At 54.7% G+C, this 15925-nt stretch carries 15 protein-coding genes; 6 read left to right on the top strand and 9 right to left on the bottom strand.

Annotation, left to right across the window (positions count from 1 at the left end):
• Window positions 1–75: 75 nt before the first annotated feature.
• The gene (gene idi, locus GG681_RS05355) at window positions 76–606 is read left to right on the top strand and encodes an isopentenyl-diphosphate delta-isomerase (RefSeq protein ID WP_153545853.1); all 531 of its coding nucleotides are present in this window, start codon (window positions 76–78) and stop codon (window positions 604–606) included.
• Here the strand turns inward: idi and panC are convergent.
• From panC to GG681_RS05340, 3 genes are all read right to left on the bottom strand, one after another.
• Window positions 595–1449, bottom strand: coding sequence for a pantoate--beta-alanine ligase (gene panC / locus GG681_RS05350; protein ID WP_153545851.1), 855 nt, complete (start codon window positions 1447–1449; stop codon window positions 595–597). The genes idi and panC overlap by 12 nt on opposite strands.
• Window positions 1446–2294 carry a 3-methyl-2-oxobutanoate hydroxymethyltransferase gene (gene panB, locus GG681_RS05345; RefSeq protein WP_153545849.1) on the bottom strand — a complete coding sequence of 283 codons (849 nt, stop codon included), beginning with the start codon at window positions 2292–2294 and terminating at the stop codon, window positions 1446–1448. Before panB ends, panC begins: the two co-directional genes overlap by 4 nt.
• A gap of 222 nt (window positions 2295–2516) precedes the next feature.
• On the bottom strand, window positions 2517–3635 hold the full coding sequence (locus GG681_RS05340; RefSeq protein WP_153545847.1) for an acetoin utilization protein AcuC: 1119 nt from the start codon (window positions 3633–3635) through the stop codon (window positions 2517–2519).
• A 135-nt stretch (window positions 3636–3770) separates the two neighbouring features.
• Between GG681_RS05340 and GG681_RS05335 the strand changes: the two genes are divergently transcribed.
• A complete protein-coding gene (locus tag GG681_RS05335; RefSeq protein WP_235899732.1) occupies window positions 3771–4259 on the top strand; it encodes a GNAT family N-acetyltransferase in 489 nt (162 codons plus the stop codon).
• Here GG681_RS05335 and pncB read toward each other — a convergent pair.
• The 3 genes from pncB to pncA form a co-directional block, all read right to left on the bottom strand.
• On the bottom strand, window positions 4256–5548 hold the full coding sequence (gene pncB, locus GG681_RS05330; protein WP_153545845.1) for a nicotinate phosphoribosyltransferase: 1293 nt from the start codon (window positions 5546–5548) through the stop codon (window positions 4256–4258). The genes GG681_RS05335 and pncB overlap by 4 nt on opposite strands.
• A 6-nt stretch (window positions 5549–5554) precedes the next feature.
• Window positions 5555–7843 (bottom strand): ATP-binding protein, encoded by a 2289-nt coding sequence (locus tag GG681_RS05325; RefSeq protein ID WP_153545844.1) that lies wholly within the window; start codon window positions 7841–7843, stop codon window positions 5555–5557.
• 70 nt (window positions 7844–7913) lie between these two features.
• Window positions 7914–8510, bottom strand: coding sequence for a bifunctional nicotinamidase/pyrazinamidase (gene pncA, locus GG681_RS05320; protein WP_153545842.1), 597 nt, complete (start codon window positions 8508–8510; stop codon window positions 7914–7916).
• Between the two features lie 194 nt (window positions 8511–8704).
• Here pncA and trhO point away from each other — a divergent pair, with 194 nt between their 5' ends.
• Window positions 8705–9616, top strand: coding sequence for an oxygen-dependent tRNA uridine(34) hydroxylase TrhO (trhO, locus tag GG681_RS05315; protein WP_153545840.1), 912 nt, complete (start codon window positions 8705–8707; stop codon window positions 9614–9616).
• Window positions 9617–9695: 79 nt separating this feature from the next.
• Here the strand turns inward: trhO and GG681_RS05310 are convergent, their stop codons facing one another.
• The 3 genes from GG681_RS05310 to GG681_RS05300 form a co-directional block, all read right to left on the bottom strand.
• Complete coding sequence (locus tag GG681_RS05310; protein ID WP_153545838.1) at window positions 9696–11210, bottom strand: tripartite tricarboxylate transporter permease; 1515 nt, start codon at window positions 11208–11210, stop codon at window positions 9696–9698.
• 1 nt (window position 11211) lies between these two features.
• A complete protein-coding gene (locus GG681_RS05305) occupies window positions 11212–11694 on the bottom strand; it encodes a tripartite tricarboxylate transporter TctB family protein (protein ID WP_153545836.1) in 483 nt (160 codons plus the stop codon).
• A gap of 73 nt (window positions 11695–11767) precedes the next feature.
• Window positions 11768–12754, bottom strand: coding sequence for a Bug family tripartite tricarboxylate transporter substrate binding protein (locus tag GG681_RS05300; RefSeq protein WP_153545835.1), 987 nt, complete (start codon window positions 12752–12754; stop codon window positions 11768–11770).
• A 107-nt stretch (window positions 12755–12861) separates the two neighbouring features.
• On the opposite strand from GG681_RS05300, the gene GG681_RS05295 reads away from it, so the two are divergent.
• The 3 genes from GG681_RS05295 to GG681_RS05285 are packed head-to-tail and all read left to right on the top strand — an operon-like array spanning window position 12862 to window position 15861.
• Window positions 12862–13527: a response regulator transcription factor gene (locus tag GG681_RS05295; RefSeq protein WP_153546145.1), complete on the top strand. Its 666-nt coding sequence runs from the start codon at window positions 12862–12864 to the stop codon at window positions 13525–13527.
• Window positions 13520–14872, top strand: coding sequence for a sensor histidine kinase (locus GG681_RS05290; protein WP_153545833.1), 1353 nt, complete (start codon window positions 13520–13522; stop codon window positions 14870–14872). The genes GG681_RS05295 and GG681_RS05290 overlap by 8 nt, the downstream gene beginning before the upstream one ends.
• Window positions 14851–15861, top strand: coding sequence for an ABC transporter substrate-binding protein (locus tag GG681_RS05285; RefSeq protein WP_153545831.1), 1011 nt, complete (start codon window positions 14851–14853; stop codon window positions 15859–15861). Before GG681_RS05290 ends, GG681_RS05285 begins: the two co-directional genes overlap by 22 nt.
• Window positions 15862–15925 lie beyond the last annotated feature (64 nt).

Below are 15925 nucleotides of genomic sequence, written 5' to 3'. Positions count from 1 at the left end.
CTTCATCGGGCTGCTAGGCTGATTATCTTAGCACGCGCCTACCCGCCAGCAAAACCATCTGGGCCGAAAACCGATATGAGTATTGAGATCCCTGCCTGGGTCGACGGAAAACTTAAACCCGTTGACAAGATCACAGCCCATGAACAGGGGCTGCGCCACAAGGCTGTGTCTGTTTTTGTGGTGCAATCGGGCAAGATACTGATGCAACAACGTGCATCACAGAAATACCACACCCCGGAGCTTTGGGCGAACAGCTGCTGCACCCATCCCCGCTGGCGCGAAGAATCTGTTGCCTGTGCCGTGCGCCGGTTGCGTGAAGAGCTTGGCATCACCGGGCTTTATCCTGAATTTCGCCATCGTCTGGAATATCGCGCCGATGTGGGCAATGGCATGATAGAACATGAGGAAGTGGATGTGTTCCTGGCCCATGCGCATCGGCCAATCACAGTTACCGCCAACCCCGACGAGGTCATGAACACCCGCTGGGTTGATTATCATGATCTTCAGGCCGAGATTCAGCGCCACCCTGCGCGGTTTACGCCCTGGCTCAAAATCTATCTGGCGGACTATGCCAATGTGATCTTTGGACCAGATCTAAAGATCTGATCCAACAGCGATATTGTCGATCAGGCGCACACCGTCCAGCCACGCTGCAACCAACAGGCGGGCGGGCTGTGCGCCATCACTGACTTTGGCAAGCGTATTGGCGCAGCGCAGATCAAAATATTCGACCTCACCAAATTCAGCCGCTTCAAGCGCGGCCAGCGCCTCAGCCTGAACGGCCTGCCACGGGGTGTGCTGCGCCAGTTGATCCGCGGCTGTCTGCAGGGTCTGATACAGCTTTGCTGCGCGCGCTTTTGCATCATCTGAAAGACGCAGGTTGCGCGACGACATCGCCAGGCCAGAAGGCTCGCGCACCGTAGGGCAGCCGATCACATCAATCGGGATATTCAGATCACGCACCATCCGACGCACCAGCATCAGCTGCTGGTAGTCTTTTTCGCCAAAAAAGGCCTTGTGTGCGCCGGTCATCAGGAACAGCTTGGCAACAACAGTTGAAACACCATCGAAATGGCCTGGGCGGAACGCGCCTTCAAGTTCATCACTGATACCGCTGACAGCAACCGTGGTGGCGTAGCCTTCGGGGTAGATTTCATCCGGTTCGGGCACAAAGACAGCATCCACACCAAACGGCGCGAGCTTGGCGGCGTCTTCGGTTTCGGTGCGGGGATATTTTGCCAGATCTTCGGCGTTGTTGAACTGTTTCGGGTTCACAAAAATAGTGACAATCACCCGATCACAGCTGGCTTTGGCGGCTTCAACCAGTGCAAGATGACCTTGATGCAGCGCCCCCATCGTGGGCACAACACCAACCACCTCGCCCGCGCGGATCCAACCTGCATGCAATGCGCGCAAATCGCTGAGCGCACGAATGATGGGCGCGGTCATTTTGCGCTGCCCTGCTTTTTGGATGCAGGGGCCTGATCGCTGAAGACATGTTCCGCTGCGGGGAAAGTCCGCGCCCGGACTTCTGCAGCGTATTCCGCCACTGCGGCTTCGGCATCGACACCCATCTGCGCATAACGTTTGACGAATTTAGGCTTAAAGGCTGTGAAAAAGCCCAGCATGTCATCCACCACCAGAATCTGCCCATCGCAGCCTGCGGATGCGCCAATTCCAATGGTTGGGATCGAAATTTCTGCGGTGATTTCATCGGCTAGCGACGCGGGCAGTTTTTCCAGCACCACGGCAAAGGCGCCCGCTTCGTCAATGGCACGCGCATCTGCCAGCACCTGTTCGGCCGCGTCATCGCGCCCCTGAACCTTATAGCCGCCCAGCGTGTTCACCGATTGTGGCGTCAGGCCAATATGGGCCATCACCGGAATGCCGCGTTTGACCAGAAAGCGGATGGTCTCAGCCATTTCCACGCCACCTTCCAGTTTCACCGCGGCTGTGCCTGTTTCGCGCATCATACGGGATGCGTTGCGAAACGCCTGCTCTGGACTTTCTTCATAGGAGCCAAAGGGCATGTCGATCACAAGCATCGCTTTTTGCACGCCGCGCGCCACCGCTTTGCCGTGCATGATCATCATCTCCATGGTCACGCCCAGGGTTGAGTTCATCCCGTGGAGCACCATGCCAACGCTGTCACCAACCAGAACGATATCACAATGGCTGTCCATCACCTGCGCCATAGGCGTGGTGTAGGCCGTCAGGCTGACCAAGGGATCGCCACCTTTGCGGGCACGGATGTCCTCTGCATTCGGAGCTTGCTTACGGGCCGTCGCGCTCATTTGTCGGTCCTTCCAATTGGCTGCGGTTGGCGAGAGTTACCAAGTTCTCGCAGATGGTGCCAGTGTTTGCATCCGCAGCATGTCCGGGTCTGGCCTGCAACGGTTTGCGCGCTTCATAGCGGGAGCAGGTTCAAAAGTGAACAATAACATAATCTTAAATTCACCCAATACGCAACTTTACTGCGCTTAGGACAATGCGCTCCGTAGAAATACCCATCGCCCCTAAAGCCCGGATCGCTGCCGCAAATACATAATTCTTGCATCAATCTCGTCTCGGATAGGGCCAATCCGAGGCTGATCGCGCAGCGTGGTAAACCAATGCGCCGGAGGGTTGCGTCCAAGGCTGTGTCCCTTGAATTCGAGCCCCGCCAACACCGCCTGCGCCGGGTTTGGCAGGTATGTCGGAATATCAAACCCATTCAAGGTGGCCCAAACGCCGCTCCACAGGCGGGCCACCGACCAGGGGTTATAGCCACCACCGCCCAATGCAAGAATGCGCGGCGCAAGCGGCATCAGCGCCGCCAGAACAGACCAATGGGCATTGTTGGACAGCGCCAGATGCGCCAGCGGGTCTTCGACAACGGCATCTGCACCACATTGAAACACGATCGCCTCGGGTTCAAACTGGATCAGCGCGGGCAGGATCAGCCGTTCGCGAACAAGCTCCATTTCGCTGTCGTTAAAGCCACGGGGTACGGGCAGGTTGATGGCCGATCCACCTGCGTCGTCTTCTATGTCACCGGTGCGCGGCCAGAGGTTTTCCTCATGAATGGAAATCATCAGAATGTCCGGATCACCGTGAAACCCAACGGCCACCCCATCGGGATGATGGGCGTCGATATCAACATATGCGATCCGGCGGATGCCGTTGTGGCGCAGCGATAAGATCGCCAGCACCACATCGTTGAGGTAGCAAAACCCATTGGCGCGTTCAGGCATGCCGTGATGGGTGCCGCCACCGGGAACATAGACGCGCCCGGGTTTGGCCAGCAATTCCCCCGCAAGGATAGACCCTCCGGCAGATGTTGCAGGGCGGCGAAACATCTCTGCAAAGATCGGATTGGAATGGGTGCCGAGCTGAAATTGCGCGCGCTCCTGCACCGACACATCTTGCAGGGTTTCTGCCCGTATAAGCGCATCAATATATTCAGGGCTGTGCCATTGGGTCAGCGCCGCAGGTTTTGCGCGCGGTGACAGCCGATAGTGCTGATCTGGCAACCAGCCCAGCGCGCGGCACAGATCCATCACAGTCGAGACGCGCGGCACCCGTAAAGGGTGGGCCCCGCCGTAGCTGGAACGTCGGTAAATTTCATGCCCGATAAAAAGAGGGTGCCGCAACATGAGATCGGTGTAGTGCGCAACGCGCGAAATCAAAACGACAATTGTGAGCGATGCGCAGAAACGTTGAAAATTTCTAGACGTCTGAGGCCCGCTTTCCTACCGTTGCTGAGGGGCGAAAGGCGCAAGGTGGGCACAATGACCGCAAATTCACAGATTGACACAAATATGGTTTTGCTCAGTCGCATTGAACCGGAGCATTTCCCAAGATTGTTGCCCGTCCTTGCGCGGTATCTTGCGGAGATCGTGGATGATCAAAACGTCGATCCGGCGCAGGTGGCAACACGGGTATTAAAACGCTGCGACCTAGACGCCTATTGGATTGAGCTGGCCTCTGGGCCGATTGGCTTTGCCTTTGTGCTTTCGCTTCCCGAAGGGCAGCATGAGCTGTCAGAGTTCACGATTTTCCCCGAACACCGCCGATTGGGCTGCGGCACAGCAGCGGCAAAGGCACTGTTTAGCAAATACCCCGGACGCTGGCGCATGGGGTTGTCAAAAACCTCACCACAGGCTGCTGGTTTTTGGGGCACCTGCCTTAGCGCGATGGCTGGTGTGCACGACCTGAAAGAAGGGGCGCCGTTTTCCAGCCGCCAAATCAAAAGCTACAACTTTGGCTTTGATGCTTAGACCACCACGTCAAACCGATCCTGATCGCCCACATTAAACACCCGCTTGTAGCGCGCGATCTCATCTGCTGGGCCCATGGCCTTTTCGGGATTATCCGAAAGTTTCACGGTTGGTCTGCCATTGGCGGACACTGCTTTGCACACCAATGAAAACGGTGACAGCAAATCATTTGGAACCAGCCCACGGAAATCATTGGTCAGCAGGGTGCCCCAGCCAAAGGACACCTGCGCCCTATCTGCAAATTTCGCATGCAGCTCTTCAACTTTATCCACGTCCAGACCATCCGAGAAGATGATGCGTTTCTGGGTTGGGTCCTCACCGCGTTCTTTCCACCAGCGGATCGCAGTCTCTGCGCCAGTTGCGGGATCACCGCTGTCGATGCGAATGCCGGTCCAGCCCGCCAGCCAATCAGGCGCGTCTTGCAAGAACCCCGAGGTGCCATAGGTATCCGGCAAAATGATGCGCAGATTGCCATCATGTTCATCATGCCAATCCGACAACACATCATAAGGGGCCTGACGCAACGCCGCATCATCTTTGGCCAAAGCGGAATAGACCATCGGCAATTCATGCGCGTTGGTCCCGATTGCCTCAACCTCGCGGCGCATGGCGATCAGGCAGTTTGAGGTGCCGGAAAAACGTGAGCCCAGCCCCTCGATCATCGCCTGCACGCACCAGTCCTGCCACAAAAAACCGTGGCGGCGGCGGGTGCCGAAATCAGCAATCGACAGATCAGGGATTTGACGCAAGCGCTCGATCTTTTCCCAGACACGGGTCATCGCGCGCGCATAAAGCACCTGCAGTTCGAACCGCCCCATATCGTTTAAAACCGCACGCGAGCGCAGCTCCATCAACACCGCCAGTGCAGAGATTTCCCACAGCATCACCTCAGGCCATTTGCCCTCAAAGGTGAGCTCATACTGATCGCCTTTGCGCTCAAGCTGGTAGGGCGGCAGGCGCAGGTTTTCAAACCACTCCATAAAATCAGAGCGGAACATCTGCCGTTTGCCGTAAAACATATTGCCGCGTAGCCAGGTGCTTTCGCCCCGAGAGAGCGACAGGGTGCGAATGTGGTCCAATTGCTCACGCAATTCACCTTCGTCGATCAGATTGGCCAGCGGGATATGGGTCGAGCGATTGATCAGTGAAAACCGAACCTCTGCATCCGGGCGGTTGCGAAACACCGACTGGCACATCAGCAGCTTATAGAAATCCGTATCAATCAACGATCGCACGATCGGATCGATTTTCCATTTGTGATTATAGACGCGCGTTGCGATATCCAACATGCCAGTTCACCCGGTGGTTTTGCCACTATCTAGGCGAGGCGCAGTGCCATCGTAAAGCAGATTGCGCCTGCCATTTATTTCAGAAACAACATTTTGCAGCCGTGAGAGCAAGGTTTTGCGATTAACGGGTTTTGACAGGAAATCATCCATGCCGGCCGACAGACAGGCTTTTTTGTCTTCATCAAAGGCATTTGCCGTAAGCGCAACAATATAGGGCTGCTCAATCGGGAGCTGGCGAATAGCGCGCGTGGCATCCAGCCCGTTCACATGCGGCATCGAGAGATCCATGACGATAATATGGGGTGAGATGCTTTTGGCCTTTTCAATGGCCTCACGCCCATCGAACGCAAATTCGATCTCAGCTCCGGTGTTTTTCAGAAACTTCTGCACCAGCATGCGGTTAACTTGATTGTCTTCGGCCACAAGCACGCGGGTGCCGGTGAGATCGACCTCATCATCGCTGGCCAGATCCACCTCAATCGGGGCGGAATGCGCTGCCTGCACCTGAAGCTGGACCGTGAAACATGACCCTTCCCCCAAAGTGGAAGATACGGATATTTCCCCCTGCATCGCATGGGCCAGTTTCTGCGAAATCGTCAGCCCCAGGCCCGTTCCGCCAAAACGTCGCGAGATTGCCGCATCAGCCTGAGAAAACCGTTCAAAAACCCGGTCGAGCATTTCAGGGGCAATACCGATCCCCGTGTCTTGCACAGAAAATTGCAGACGTGGCTCTGTCGTTTGTGTGGGGCAGGAAACCTGCACCGTGACCTTACCCTGATCGGTGAACTTTACTGCATTGCCCAGAATGTTCATCAAGATCTGGGTGATGCGCCGATCATCGCCAAACAGATGCTCGGGTGTATCTGGCGCGATATGCAATTCCAGATCGATACCTTTTTCACGGGCAAGTGGTTCCAGCAGTCGCAAGGTTTCTTCAAAACACTGCCTGACCGAGAAACTCACCGGCGACAGGGTTATTTCCTTCGCCTCCATCTTGGACATGTCCAAAACATCGTTGATCAGCGCAAGCAAAGATCGTGCAGAGCTGTGAATCGTATCGGTGAATTTCTGTTGTTCTTCATCAAGCGCCGTTTGCTCCAGCAGCTGCGCCATACCAATCACACCGTTCAAAGGTGTGCGTATTTCGTGGCTCATCGTGGCCAGAAACTCCGCTTTGGAGCGCGCGCCCTCTTCTGCTGCAACGCGGGCCGCTTCGAGTTCTTTTTCGTGTTCTTTTGCAGCGGTGATGTCGCGTTCAATCGCGATCAGTGTTTCCAGCTCACCGCGTGAATTCATCATTGGCACCTGACTGGTCTCAATCCAAATGGGAGAGCCATCCTTGCGCCGATTGTGAAGCACCACACGCGCAGATTCACCGCGAGCCGCCTTTCTATTCAGCTGTGCAAGCACCGCGCTATCCGTATTGTCGCTCGCCAGTAGGTCACGCGGGCGACGGCCAATCGCTTCCGAGGCTCTATAGCCCGTCATACGGGTAAAACTTTCGTTGACCCAACTGATGCGGCGCGCACGATCCATGATCATAACACTGTCATTGGCGCTTTCGGCCACCAGCGCCAGCCGACGCGCCTCTACTTGCTGTGCAAACATCTGGGCATAGGCGCTTTGCAATTCGCGCTGCTGTTTCGCCTGTTTGAGCTCTGTTCTGCGGCGGCGACTATGGCGCGCATTCACCAATCTTCCCGTCCAAATTGCCGTGGTGATAACCACCAAAATACCACCAACATTGAGAAAATGCGGATCTGAGGCAAGATGCGCGTTGGAACTGCCGATCGCGAGAATAACCGTCGGCACCGCGAAAAGGATAACCACCCGGGAAATCACCGCGATCGGATGCAATGGCAAAAACATAATCTGAACCATGGCAAAGCTGATCAGCACATAGATCGAAAATATCGGTTCCCAATGCAGGGTATGCCAGTTGAGTTCCAACTCACACAAATAGGTCGGCAATCCCGCAGCGGTAGCAAAGAGCGCGATATCGAAAACACCGGTGAGCACGCTCCAGCGGGTTGCTTTGCGCAAATCGATCTCTTCGGGTTGCGCCCTGGCCAGCCCGCGCAGATACCAGCTATCGACCCAATCCCCCAGCGCCACCAAGACAAAACAAACCGCCGCGACCTCAGGTGACAACAGCAAAGCGACGATGGCGCACCAACCTGCAGAAAAAAGCAATCGCCCGCGAAAATGGTCGGTTTTATGCTGCGCATAGCGCTTCAGCAGACCTTCTTTGCTGTAGCGCCGCTCATGTTCATTCACCGGACAGGTTTCTGACATGTCAGAACTCACCCCTGTTTCACGCACTCATAAACCCCCAGTCCTACGCAAGATGCGTTCCCAATCTGTCTTAACCTTCCAAATTCACTCCGGCAGCTGTCATATCGCTGAGTGCCGCGTCGAGAGAGCCGTTCAGATCAATCCCGCGACAAGCGGATAAGGCCACCGTCACCTCAAAATCCAGTTTGCGGGCATCCAGTGCCGAATAGGCAACGCAAAAATCGGTTGCGAGGCCAACCATCGTCAGCTCAGAAATGCCGCGCTCGCGCAGATAGCCTGCAAGACCGGTTACTGTTTTCTGATCGTTTTCAAAGAAGGCAGAATAGCTGTCGATTTCAGTGCGAAACCCTTTGCGGATGATCAGATCCGCATCCGTGCGCAGCTCCTGGTGAAACGCGGCCCCCTGCGTTTGCTGGATACAATGATCCGGCCAAAGAACCTGCGTGCCATAGGGCAGTTCAACTGTGTCATAAGGCGCTTTGCCGGGGTGTTCGCTGGCAAAAGACTGATGGCCTACTGGGTGCCAGTCCTGGGTCAGAATCACTGTATCGAAACGCGCCATCATGGCGTTGATCGGTGCGACCACTGCATCCCCTTCGGGCACGGCCAATGCACCACCGGGACAAAAATCATTTTGCACATCGATTACAATCAGTGCTGAGCCCATATGAGGCCACCCTTTCAATTGGTGTTCTGGAAAAGCTCTCCCCAACAACAGCTTCCTAGGTCTCGCTCCATCACGCAACCGTAAATGATATATTTTTCGCATGTTATTCCTGCGCCACATATCCCCATTGCATAGGGGGTTTTTGGCACTGGAAATGCTTGAAATGCGCGGTCCAGCGTTTTAAGGGCGGTTTCATGTACACAATCGCTGCTCTCTATCACTTCACCCGCTTTGAAGATCCCGCCGGGATCAAACCTGCGCTGCTGGAACTCTGTCAGACACAGGATGTCACAGGTTCGCTGCTGCTGGCCAAAGAAGGCATCAACGGCACCATCGCCGGGCCCCGTGCAGGCATCGACGCGGTGCTTGCGCATATCAAGGCGCTGCCGGGCTGTAGCGATCTTGAGTGGAAAGAAGCCACCAGTGATCATCCTCCGTTTGGCAAAATGAAGGTCCGTCTGAAAAAAGAGATCGTGACCATGGGCCAGCCTGACGTGGATCCCAAGGCGCGCGTGGGCCATTATGTTGAGCCTGAAGAATGGAACGAGCTGATCCGTTCAGAAGATGTTGTGGTGATCGACACCCGCAATGACTATGAGGTGGCAATTGGCACCTTTGAAGGCGCGGTTGATCCCAAGACCGACAGCTTTGGTGAATTTCCTGCCTGGTGGGAAGAAAACAAAGACCGTTTCCACAACAAACGGGTTGCGATGTTTTGCACCGGTGGCATTCGCTGTGAGAAATCCACCAACTACCTGCTCGGTCAGGGCGTTGATGATGTGTACCACCTGAAAGGTGGCATCCTGCGCTATCTCGAAGAAATGCCTGCAGAGAATAGCACCTGGGAAGGCGAATGTTTCGTCTTTGACAATCGGGTTTCTGTTGGCCACGGGCTGAAAGAAGGGCCGCATTCGCTTTGCCATGGCTGCCGCAGACCGATCCTGCCGGAAGACATGAAACGCCCAGAATATGAGGCGGGCGTCTCCTGCCACCTCTGCGCAGCTGACACTACCGAGGCCGACAAAGCCCGGTTCCGCGAGCGCCAGAAACAGATCCGTCTGGCCCGTGAACGTGGTGAAACGACCTATGCGGGCAACCCACTTTAAGCGCGCACATCAGACTAAAAATACATGAGCCCCGCGATCATCGATCAGCGGGGCTCATCTTTTTTTGAGGGCGCAGCTATTAATCCCCTTCGGCCACCCCTTGTGCACGGGCGCGAGCGCGGCGGGCACGGAAGCTTGGCAAAACCACCAGCAAAGCGGCAATCACCAACAGACCAAGGGTCATTGGGCGCTCCCAAATGAAGGCAATACCATCATAAAGCTGCATGGAGCGGGCAAAATTATCCTCCATCATTCCACCTAAGATGAAGCCAATCAGCAGCGGCGCCAGCGGATAATCCGCAAACTTAAGCGCGGTCGCAAAGATCCCGAACCCAACCAGCAACAACAGCTCGGTTGCATTGTTCTGGCCGATATAGGCCCCCATCAGGGTGAAAAACAAAATGAACGGAATCAGATAGTTGCGCGGAATGGTCAGAACCTTTGCGATATAGGGGATAAGCGGCAGGTTCAGGATCAGCAGCACCAGATTGCCAATAAACATGGACATGATCACCGACCAGAAGATCTGCGGATTATCAACCATGAGACGCGGCCCCGGGCTCACGTTGAGAGCAATCAGCGCACCCAGAAGGATCGCAGTGGTGCCTGATCCCGGAATGCCCAGCGTCAGCAGCGGCACAAAGGATCCGGTGCAGGCCGCATTGTTTGCGGATTCAGGCGCAGACAGCCCCTTGATGGAGCCTTTGCCAAACTGGTCCTGTTCTTCCTTACTGGCAATGTTGCGTTCAACCGCATAGCCCAAAAAGCTAGCGATGGTTGCCCCGGCACCAGGCAAAACACCAATGAAAAAGCCCTGCAGCGACTGTCGGCCAATGACGGGAGCGATCGATTTTGCCTCCGTCCTGCTGATCCGCAGATCTTTGATTTCACCGTCGCTATCACCGTCCATCTTCTTGGGCTTCAGCACAAGGAACAGGGCTTCTGGCAGAGCAAACATCGCCATCGCCAGGGTCACAAATCCAAATCCAGACTGCAGGTCCATAATCCCCATGGTGAAGCGAGGCATGTTAAACAGCGCGCCCTCACCCACAGTGGCCATGATCAGGCCAAGCAATGTCATCATCATGGCCTTTGCCACCTGTCCGGTGCCAGCAAAAGCGGCAATAGCAGACAAGCCCACAACCATCAGTGCGAAATACTCAGCCGAGTGAAACAGCAAGGCCACAGACGAAAGGGCCGGCGCAAAGATCATCAGCAAGATTGCACCAATGGTACCACCAGCAAAGCTGGCAATCGCGGCAACAGTCAGGGCCTTACCCGCCTTGCCCTGACGCGCCATGGGATATCCATCGAAACTGGAGGCCACGGTACCCGCCACCCCAGGCGCATTGAGCAAAATGGAAGAGGTCGATCCCCCAAAAATCGCGCCATAATAAACCCCCGCCAGCAGGATCAGCGCGGCAGAGGGATCCCCAAGCGAGATCGCAACCGGGATCATGATCGCGATAATCGACATTGGGCCAAGCCCCGGCAACATGCCGATGAATGTCCCGATGAGGCAGCCACCGATAACCATCAGCAGGTTTTGCAATGAAAAGGCCGTCTGCAGGCCAATCAACAGTCCTTCAAGCATATCAGCCTCCAAAAATTCCAGGGAAGGGACGCATGTAGATGCCGAGCACCTGCTGCACCAGGAACCACACAACCAAGGCGGCGGACACGCTGACAGGCACCATGATCAGATACCGCCGCTCTCCCAGAACAAACGTCCCCAGGAACAAGAACAGCGAGGTTGAAATCAAAAAGCCAACCGGGCGCAAACACAACGCGTAAACCACCATCAATGCGAGCAACATGACGGCCTGTCCAAGATGATATTGCCCAAGGCGGCGATAATCGATTTCCATTTCTTTTGTGGTGGCTTTTTTGGGGGCAAACAGAATTCCCAATGCGGCCAATACTCCCAAAGTGGATAAAACTTTTGGGAACGTGCTTGGCCAAATTGGATTACGACGCATAAACGGCGCAAGGTTACCATCCATTACAAAAAACGCCGCATACCCATAAGCAACGCAAATACAAACGAGGATCAGCGCGATCCAGCGATCAAGTTCCATATTCTATCCCCAAACCTCAAGTGGCAGAGCGGCATTTCGCTCTGCCGTTTTTCAGCACGTGTGAATTGTTGAATTAGAGAAAGCCGAGTTTCTTCATCAGATCGCCGATTGTCTGTTCCTGGCCTTCAAGGAAGGTTTGGAAATCAGCGCCGGAATTATGGATATTGACCCAACCATTACGAGACCGCACGGCCTCCCATTCGGGTGTGTCATACATTTTTGCCAGAGCGTCCTGATAGGCCGACAATTTCTCTTCGGGCAGGCCCGGAGCCGCAAAGAAACCACGCCAGTTTACAAAGCTGGTATCGATCCCCTGCTCTTTCATGGTTTTCGCGTCAGGTGCTGTATCGATCCGATCATCAGAGGTTACACCAATGATTTTAACCTCACCTGCTGCGGCCAGATCAACAGCTTCGGAAAAGCCGGTGGAAAGCGCCGCGATTTCACCAGAGAGCAGCGCGGCCATCGCTTTGCCACCCGCATCATAGGGGATGTATTTCACCCCCAGCGCATCTTTTCCTGCCGCTTCCATCACCATCGCGGCAACAAGATGATCCATGCCGCCGGGAACAGATCCACCACCAATTGCGGTTTTGGACGGGTTTGCATCATAGGCCGCCAGCAGATCTTCCATTGAATTGATGGGGCTGTCCTTGCCAACCACAATCGCAGCATAGTCACCAATGGTGCCTGCAACCAAGGTCAAGTCGCGGAAATTATGTGGAAATACGCCTGTTAGCGAGCGGATCACAATTGGAGTGGAGTTCACCATCAACGTGCCGTGGTTGCTGTCGGCGTTTTCGATCAGATAACCGATCGCCTTGCCGCCGCCACCACCTGACATATTCTCGTACGATACGTTGCCAACGATGCCAGCACCTGTCAGCGCTTCGCCGGTGCCCCGTGCGGTGCCATCCCAGCCGCCGCCTGCACCACCAGGGATCAGAAAGTGGATACTATCAAGAGCTTTGTCGCCCTCAGCAAAGGCTGGCGCGCCCAAGCTCAGCGTTGCAACAGCAGTCGCCAACAGGGCGCGACGGCCCAGTTTAAAAGTTGTCATGATTTCCTCCCAGTTTGACAACCGGCCGCAGTGCGGCACAATTGGCAAAACTTAACCAAACGAACCTGACACAAACCTGTCACGCCAACAAAAGAGCTATTTTATCCATGAAGTTTTTATTGGTCGAAGACAACAATGAGCTGGCGCATGCAGTTGCATCACGCATGCAAATGGATGGTCATGTCGTTGATAATGCGGAATTAATATCTGAGGCCATCGCATTTTCCGAAACCTCCGAATATGATCTTATTCTATTGGATATTATGCTGCCGGATGGAGACGGCCGCCGTTTCCTAGAGCATCATCGCGCCACAAAAAAAGACACGCCTGTAATTGTTCTGACCGCCCGATCGCAGGTGTCGGACAGAATCAGCCTGCTGGACCTTGGTGCAGATGATTATGTGACCAAGCCTTTTGATCACGCGGAATTGGATGCACGGTGTCGTGCGGTTTTGCGGCGCAAGCAAGGCAGTTCACAACCAGTAATTACAATGGGGGATTTGTCTTATGATCCGGTGGCCGGGCAGGTCATGATCAAAGGCAACGCCATTAAAATGCGAAACCGTGAATTACGCCTTCTAGAGATTTTCATAAACGCGCCCAATCAAATTTTTTCCAAACAGAAACTGTTTGATCGGCTGTTTTCCTATGACGAAGACGCATCCGAGAATGCAATTGAGGTCTACATCGGGCGCCTGCGCAAACATCTGGACGGCTCGGATGTGACCATCTCGACGCACCGCGGGCTAGGCTACAGGCTTGAACATGACTAATGTTGCCGGGTCATTGCGCAAAACGCTGATGGTCTGGTTGATCGGTGGCGCTGCGGTATTGGCACTCTTGTTGTTTTTTGCGGTGCGCAGCTATGCAGTGCAGATCGCCCAGGACACCCAGGACCGTATTTTAGGCGCTTCGATCACATCAATCCTGGACGCTGCTGCCATTCGAAATGGCGCGCTGGATATCGAGCTTCCCTATGCCGCTTTCTCCATTTTAAACACCACTGCTGATGATCGGATTTTTTATGCGATCTATCAGGATAATCAGCTGATCTCTGGCTATGAAGGGTTGGAGCAAAACCACACACACCTTGGAGAGACGCATTTCTATCCAACCCAGTTCAAAGGCGCTGATCTGCGCGTTGCCTCAGAGACCCGCACGTTGGTCGGAGCAGATCAGCGTATTGAGCTAAGCGTCACGGTGGCCCAGACCCAAGGCAGCCTTTCCGGTGTGTTGCAACGTATCTCCCGCAACGCCGCCCTCTTTGGATTTGGCTTTTTTACCCTGGCCGCAATCCTGTCTTTTTGGGTGACGCAGGCGACGATCAGCCCGCTGTCCCGGCTTGCTGGATCTGTGCAGCGCCGCGGGCCGCAAGATCTTAGCCCGGTGGCAAAACCCGTACCCTATGAAATGGCCCCTCTGGTACAATCCCTCAACAACCTGATGCGACGCCTCGAAGTTTCGCTCAACCAGTCAGAGGATTTTATTGCCGAGGCGGCCCATCGGGTTCGAACACCGCTGGCAACCGTGCGTTCTTATGCGGAGAGCACCTTGCAACGTGTTGAAAAGCCTGAAAACCGCACCGCGCTTCGGTCAATGGTGCGGGCCATCGATGAAAGCTCGCGCGCGGCGGGGCAATTGCTCGATCACGCCATGATCACATTTCGCGCCGACCATCTGGAAACGTCTTCTTTGGAGCTCGACGAGATAGCCTCAGAACTTGTGACCGCCATGACCCCCATCGCCGAGATGCGCGACATTGATCTGCATTTGCAGGCCGAACAGCAGGTAAAGATCGAAGGGGACGCGATACAGTTGCAAAACGCTATGCGTAATCTGATCGACAATGCGCTGAAATACGCTCCAAGAGAAACATCCGTGGATGTCACAGTTCTGGCTGACCCGCCGCGGTTTTGCATTCGTGACCGTGGGCCGGGCTTTGCCCAAGATGAAATTGACCGCCTGCCTGATCGGTTCACGCGGGGGGCGAATGCAGGTGGTATCATTGGCTCGGGCCTTGGCCTCACCATCGTGCAGGATGTTGCACGGGCGCATCGCGGCTCTCTCAGGCTTTACAACGCAGATGGAGGTGGCGCATGCGCTGTACTTTCGCTCTGATCTTGGCCTTATGGGCGCAGGTCACTTGTGCCCAAGTGTGGGAAGATCAAAGATTATTTGGCGATCCTCAGGCTCCACAAAAACTGCAGGTTCTCTCAAGCACGGATACACTTTATCTGGCACCGCTGATCACGGCGTTTGTGGCGCAGCACCCAGATTGGTCGGTGGAATACTTTGTTGCAGGCACTGCGGATATCTACAATATCGCCAATACTCAACCTCACCGATTTGATGTGGTGATTTCAAGCGCCATGGATCTGCAGATCAAATTGGTCAACGATGGCCATGCGGAACGGCTGAACGATCTGGACTATCCTGAATGGGCACAATGGCGCCAAAGCCTGTTTGGCTTCACGGCTGAACCAGCTTCGATTATTCTTAACAAACAGGCATTTACCGGCCTGCCAATCCCTGAGACCAGACAAGATTTAATTGCCTTACTGCGCAGTCAAAGCGATCTTTTTCGCAGTCGTGTTGCCACCTACGATATTCGCGATTCAGGGGTTGGATACCTATTTGCTACGCAAGATGCGCGCACATCAGAAACCTATTGGCGGCTCACAGAAGTCATGGGGAGCCTTGGTACCAAGCTCTACTGTTGCTCAGGAGCGATGATTGATGCAGTAGAGGCCGGAGAAATCTATTTGGCCTATAACGTGCTTGGTAGCTACGCCGAGACACGAGCACACAGCGCAAGAAACATCGTCGTCATCGTGCCAACAGATTTCTCCACCACAATGATGCGCACAATCTATCTGGCCAAGACCTCAGAACGCAAAGAGGTCGCACGCGCTTTTGTTGAATTCACATTGAGCTACACACCAGAGGGCAAAGACCAGCCTGCATCACTTCTGCCACCACTGTTTTCTGCAAAACACACCGAGACGCGGCCGCTCATACCCTTAGAGCCCTCCTTGATGATATACTTGGACCAGCTGAAACGCCGCGATTTCATCAAGGAATGGGAGAGTGCGATCATTCAGTATTGATTGCAAACTAACGCATCAGCCCAATAGAAACCGCCGCGCATGTTTTTCAAGGGATCACTGCCCA

It is taken from the genome of Tritonibacter aquimaris (assembly GCF_009617595.1).
Taxonomy (GTDB): domain Bacteria; phylum Pseudomonadota; class Alphaproteobacteria; order Rhodobacterales; family Rhodobacteraceae; genus Epibacterium; species Epibacterium aquimaris.
The sequence above is the reverse complement of the archived record's forward strand: the minus strand, read 5'-3'. Positions and strand labels throughout refer to the sequence as shown.

Bases quoted from the DNA above. Each gene is read 5' to 3' on its own strand.
- GG681_RS05305 (WP_153545836.1), bottom strand. From the start codon at position 11,694: ATGGAACTTGATCGCTGGATCGCGCTGATCCTCGTTTGTATTTGCGTT.
- GG681_RS05310 (WP_153545838.1), bottom strand. From the start codon at position 11,210: ATGCTTGAAGGACTGTTGATTGGCCTGCAGACGGCCTTTTCATTGCAA.
- GG681_RS05290 (WP_153545833.1), top strand. From the start codon at position 13,520: ATGACTAATGTTGCCGGGTCATTGCGCAAAACGCTGATGGTCTGGTTG.
- GG681_RS05325 (WP_153545844.1), bottom strand. From the start codon at position 7,843: ATGTCAGAAACCTGTCCGGTGAATGAACATGAGCGGCGCTACAGCAAA.
- panC (WP_153545851.1), bottom strand. From the start codon at position 1,449: ATGACCGCGCCCATCATTCGTGCGCTCAGCGATTTGCGCGCATTGCAT.
- idi (WP_153545853.1), top strand. From the start codon at position 76: ATGAGTATTGAGATCCCTGCCTGGGTCGACGGAAAACTTAAACCCGTT.
- GG681_RS05340 (WP_153545847.1), bottom strand. From the start codon at position 3,635: ATGTTGCGGCACCCTCTTTTTATCGGGCATGAAATTTACCGACGTTCC.
- GG681_RS05300 (WP_153545835.1), bottom strand. From the start codon at position 12,754: ATGACAACTTTTAAACTGGGCCGTCGCGCCCTGTTGGCGACTGCTGTT.
- panB (WP_153545849.1), bottom strand. From the start codon at position 2,294: ATGAGCGCGACGGCCCGTAAGCAAGCTCCGAATGCAGAGGACATCCGT.
- GG681_RS05285 (WP_153545831.1), top strand. From the start codon at position 14,851: ATGCGCTGTACTTTCGCTCTGATCTTGGCCTTATGGGCGCAGGTCACT.
- pncB (WP_153545845.1), bottom strand. From the start codon at position 5,548: ATGTTGGATATCGCAACGCGCGTCTATAATCACAAATGGAAAATCGAT.
- trhO (WP_153545840.1), top strand. From the start codon at position 8,705: ATGTACACAATCGCTGCTCTCTATCACTTCACCCGCTTTGAAGATCCC.
- GG681_RS05295 (WP_153546145.1), top strand. From the start codon at position 12,862: ATGAAGTTTTTATTGGTCGAAGACAACAATGAGCTGGCGCATGCAGTT.
- GG681_RS05335 (WP_235899732.1), top strand. From the start codon at position 3,771: ATGACCGCAAATTCACAGATTGACACAAATATGGTTTTGCTCAGTCGC.
- pncA (WP_153545842.1), bottom strand. From the start codon at position 8,510: ATGGGCTCAGCACTGATTGTAATCGATGTGCAAAATGATTTTTGTCCC.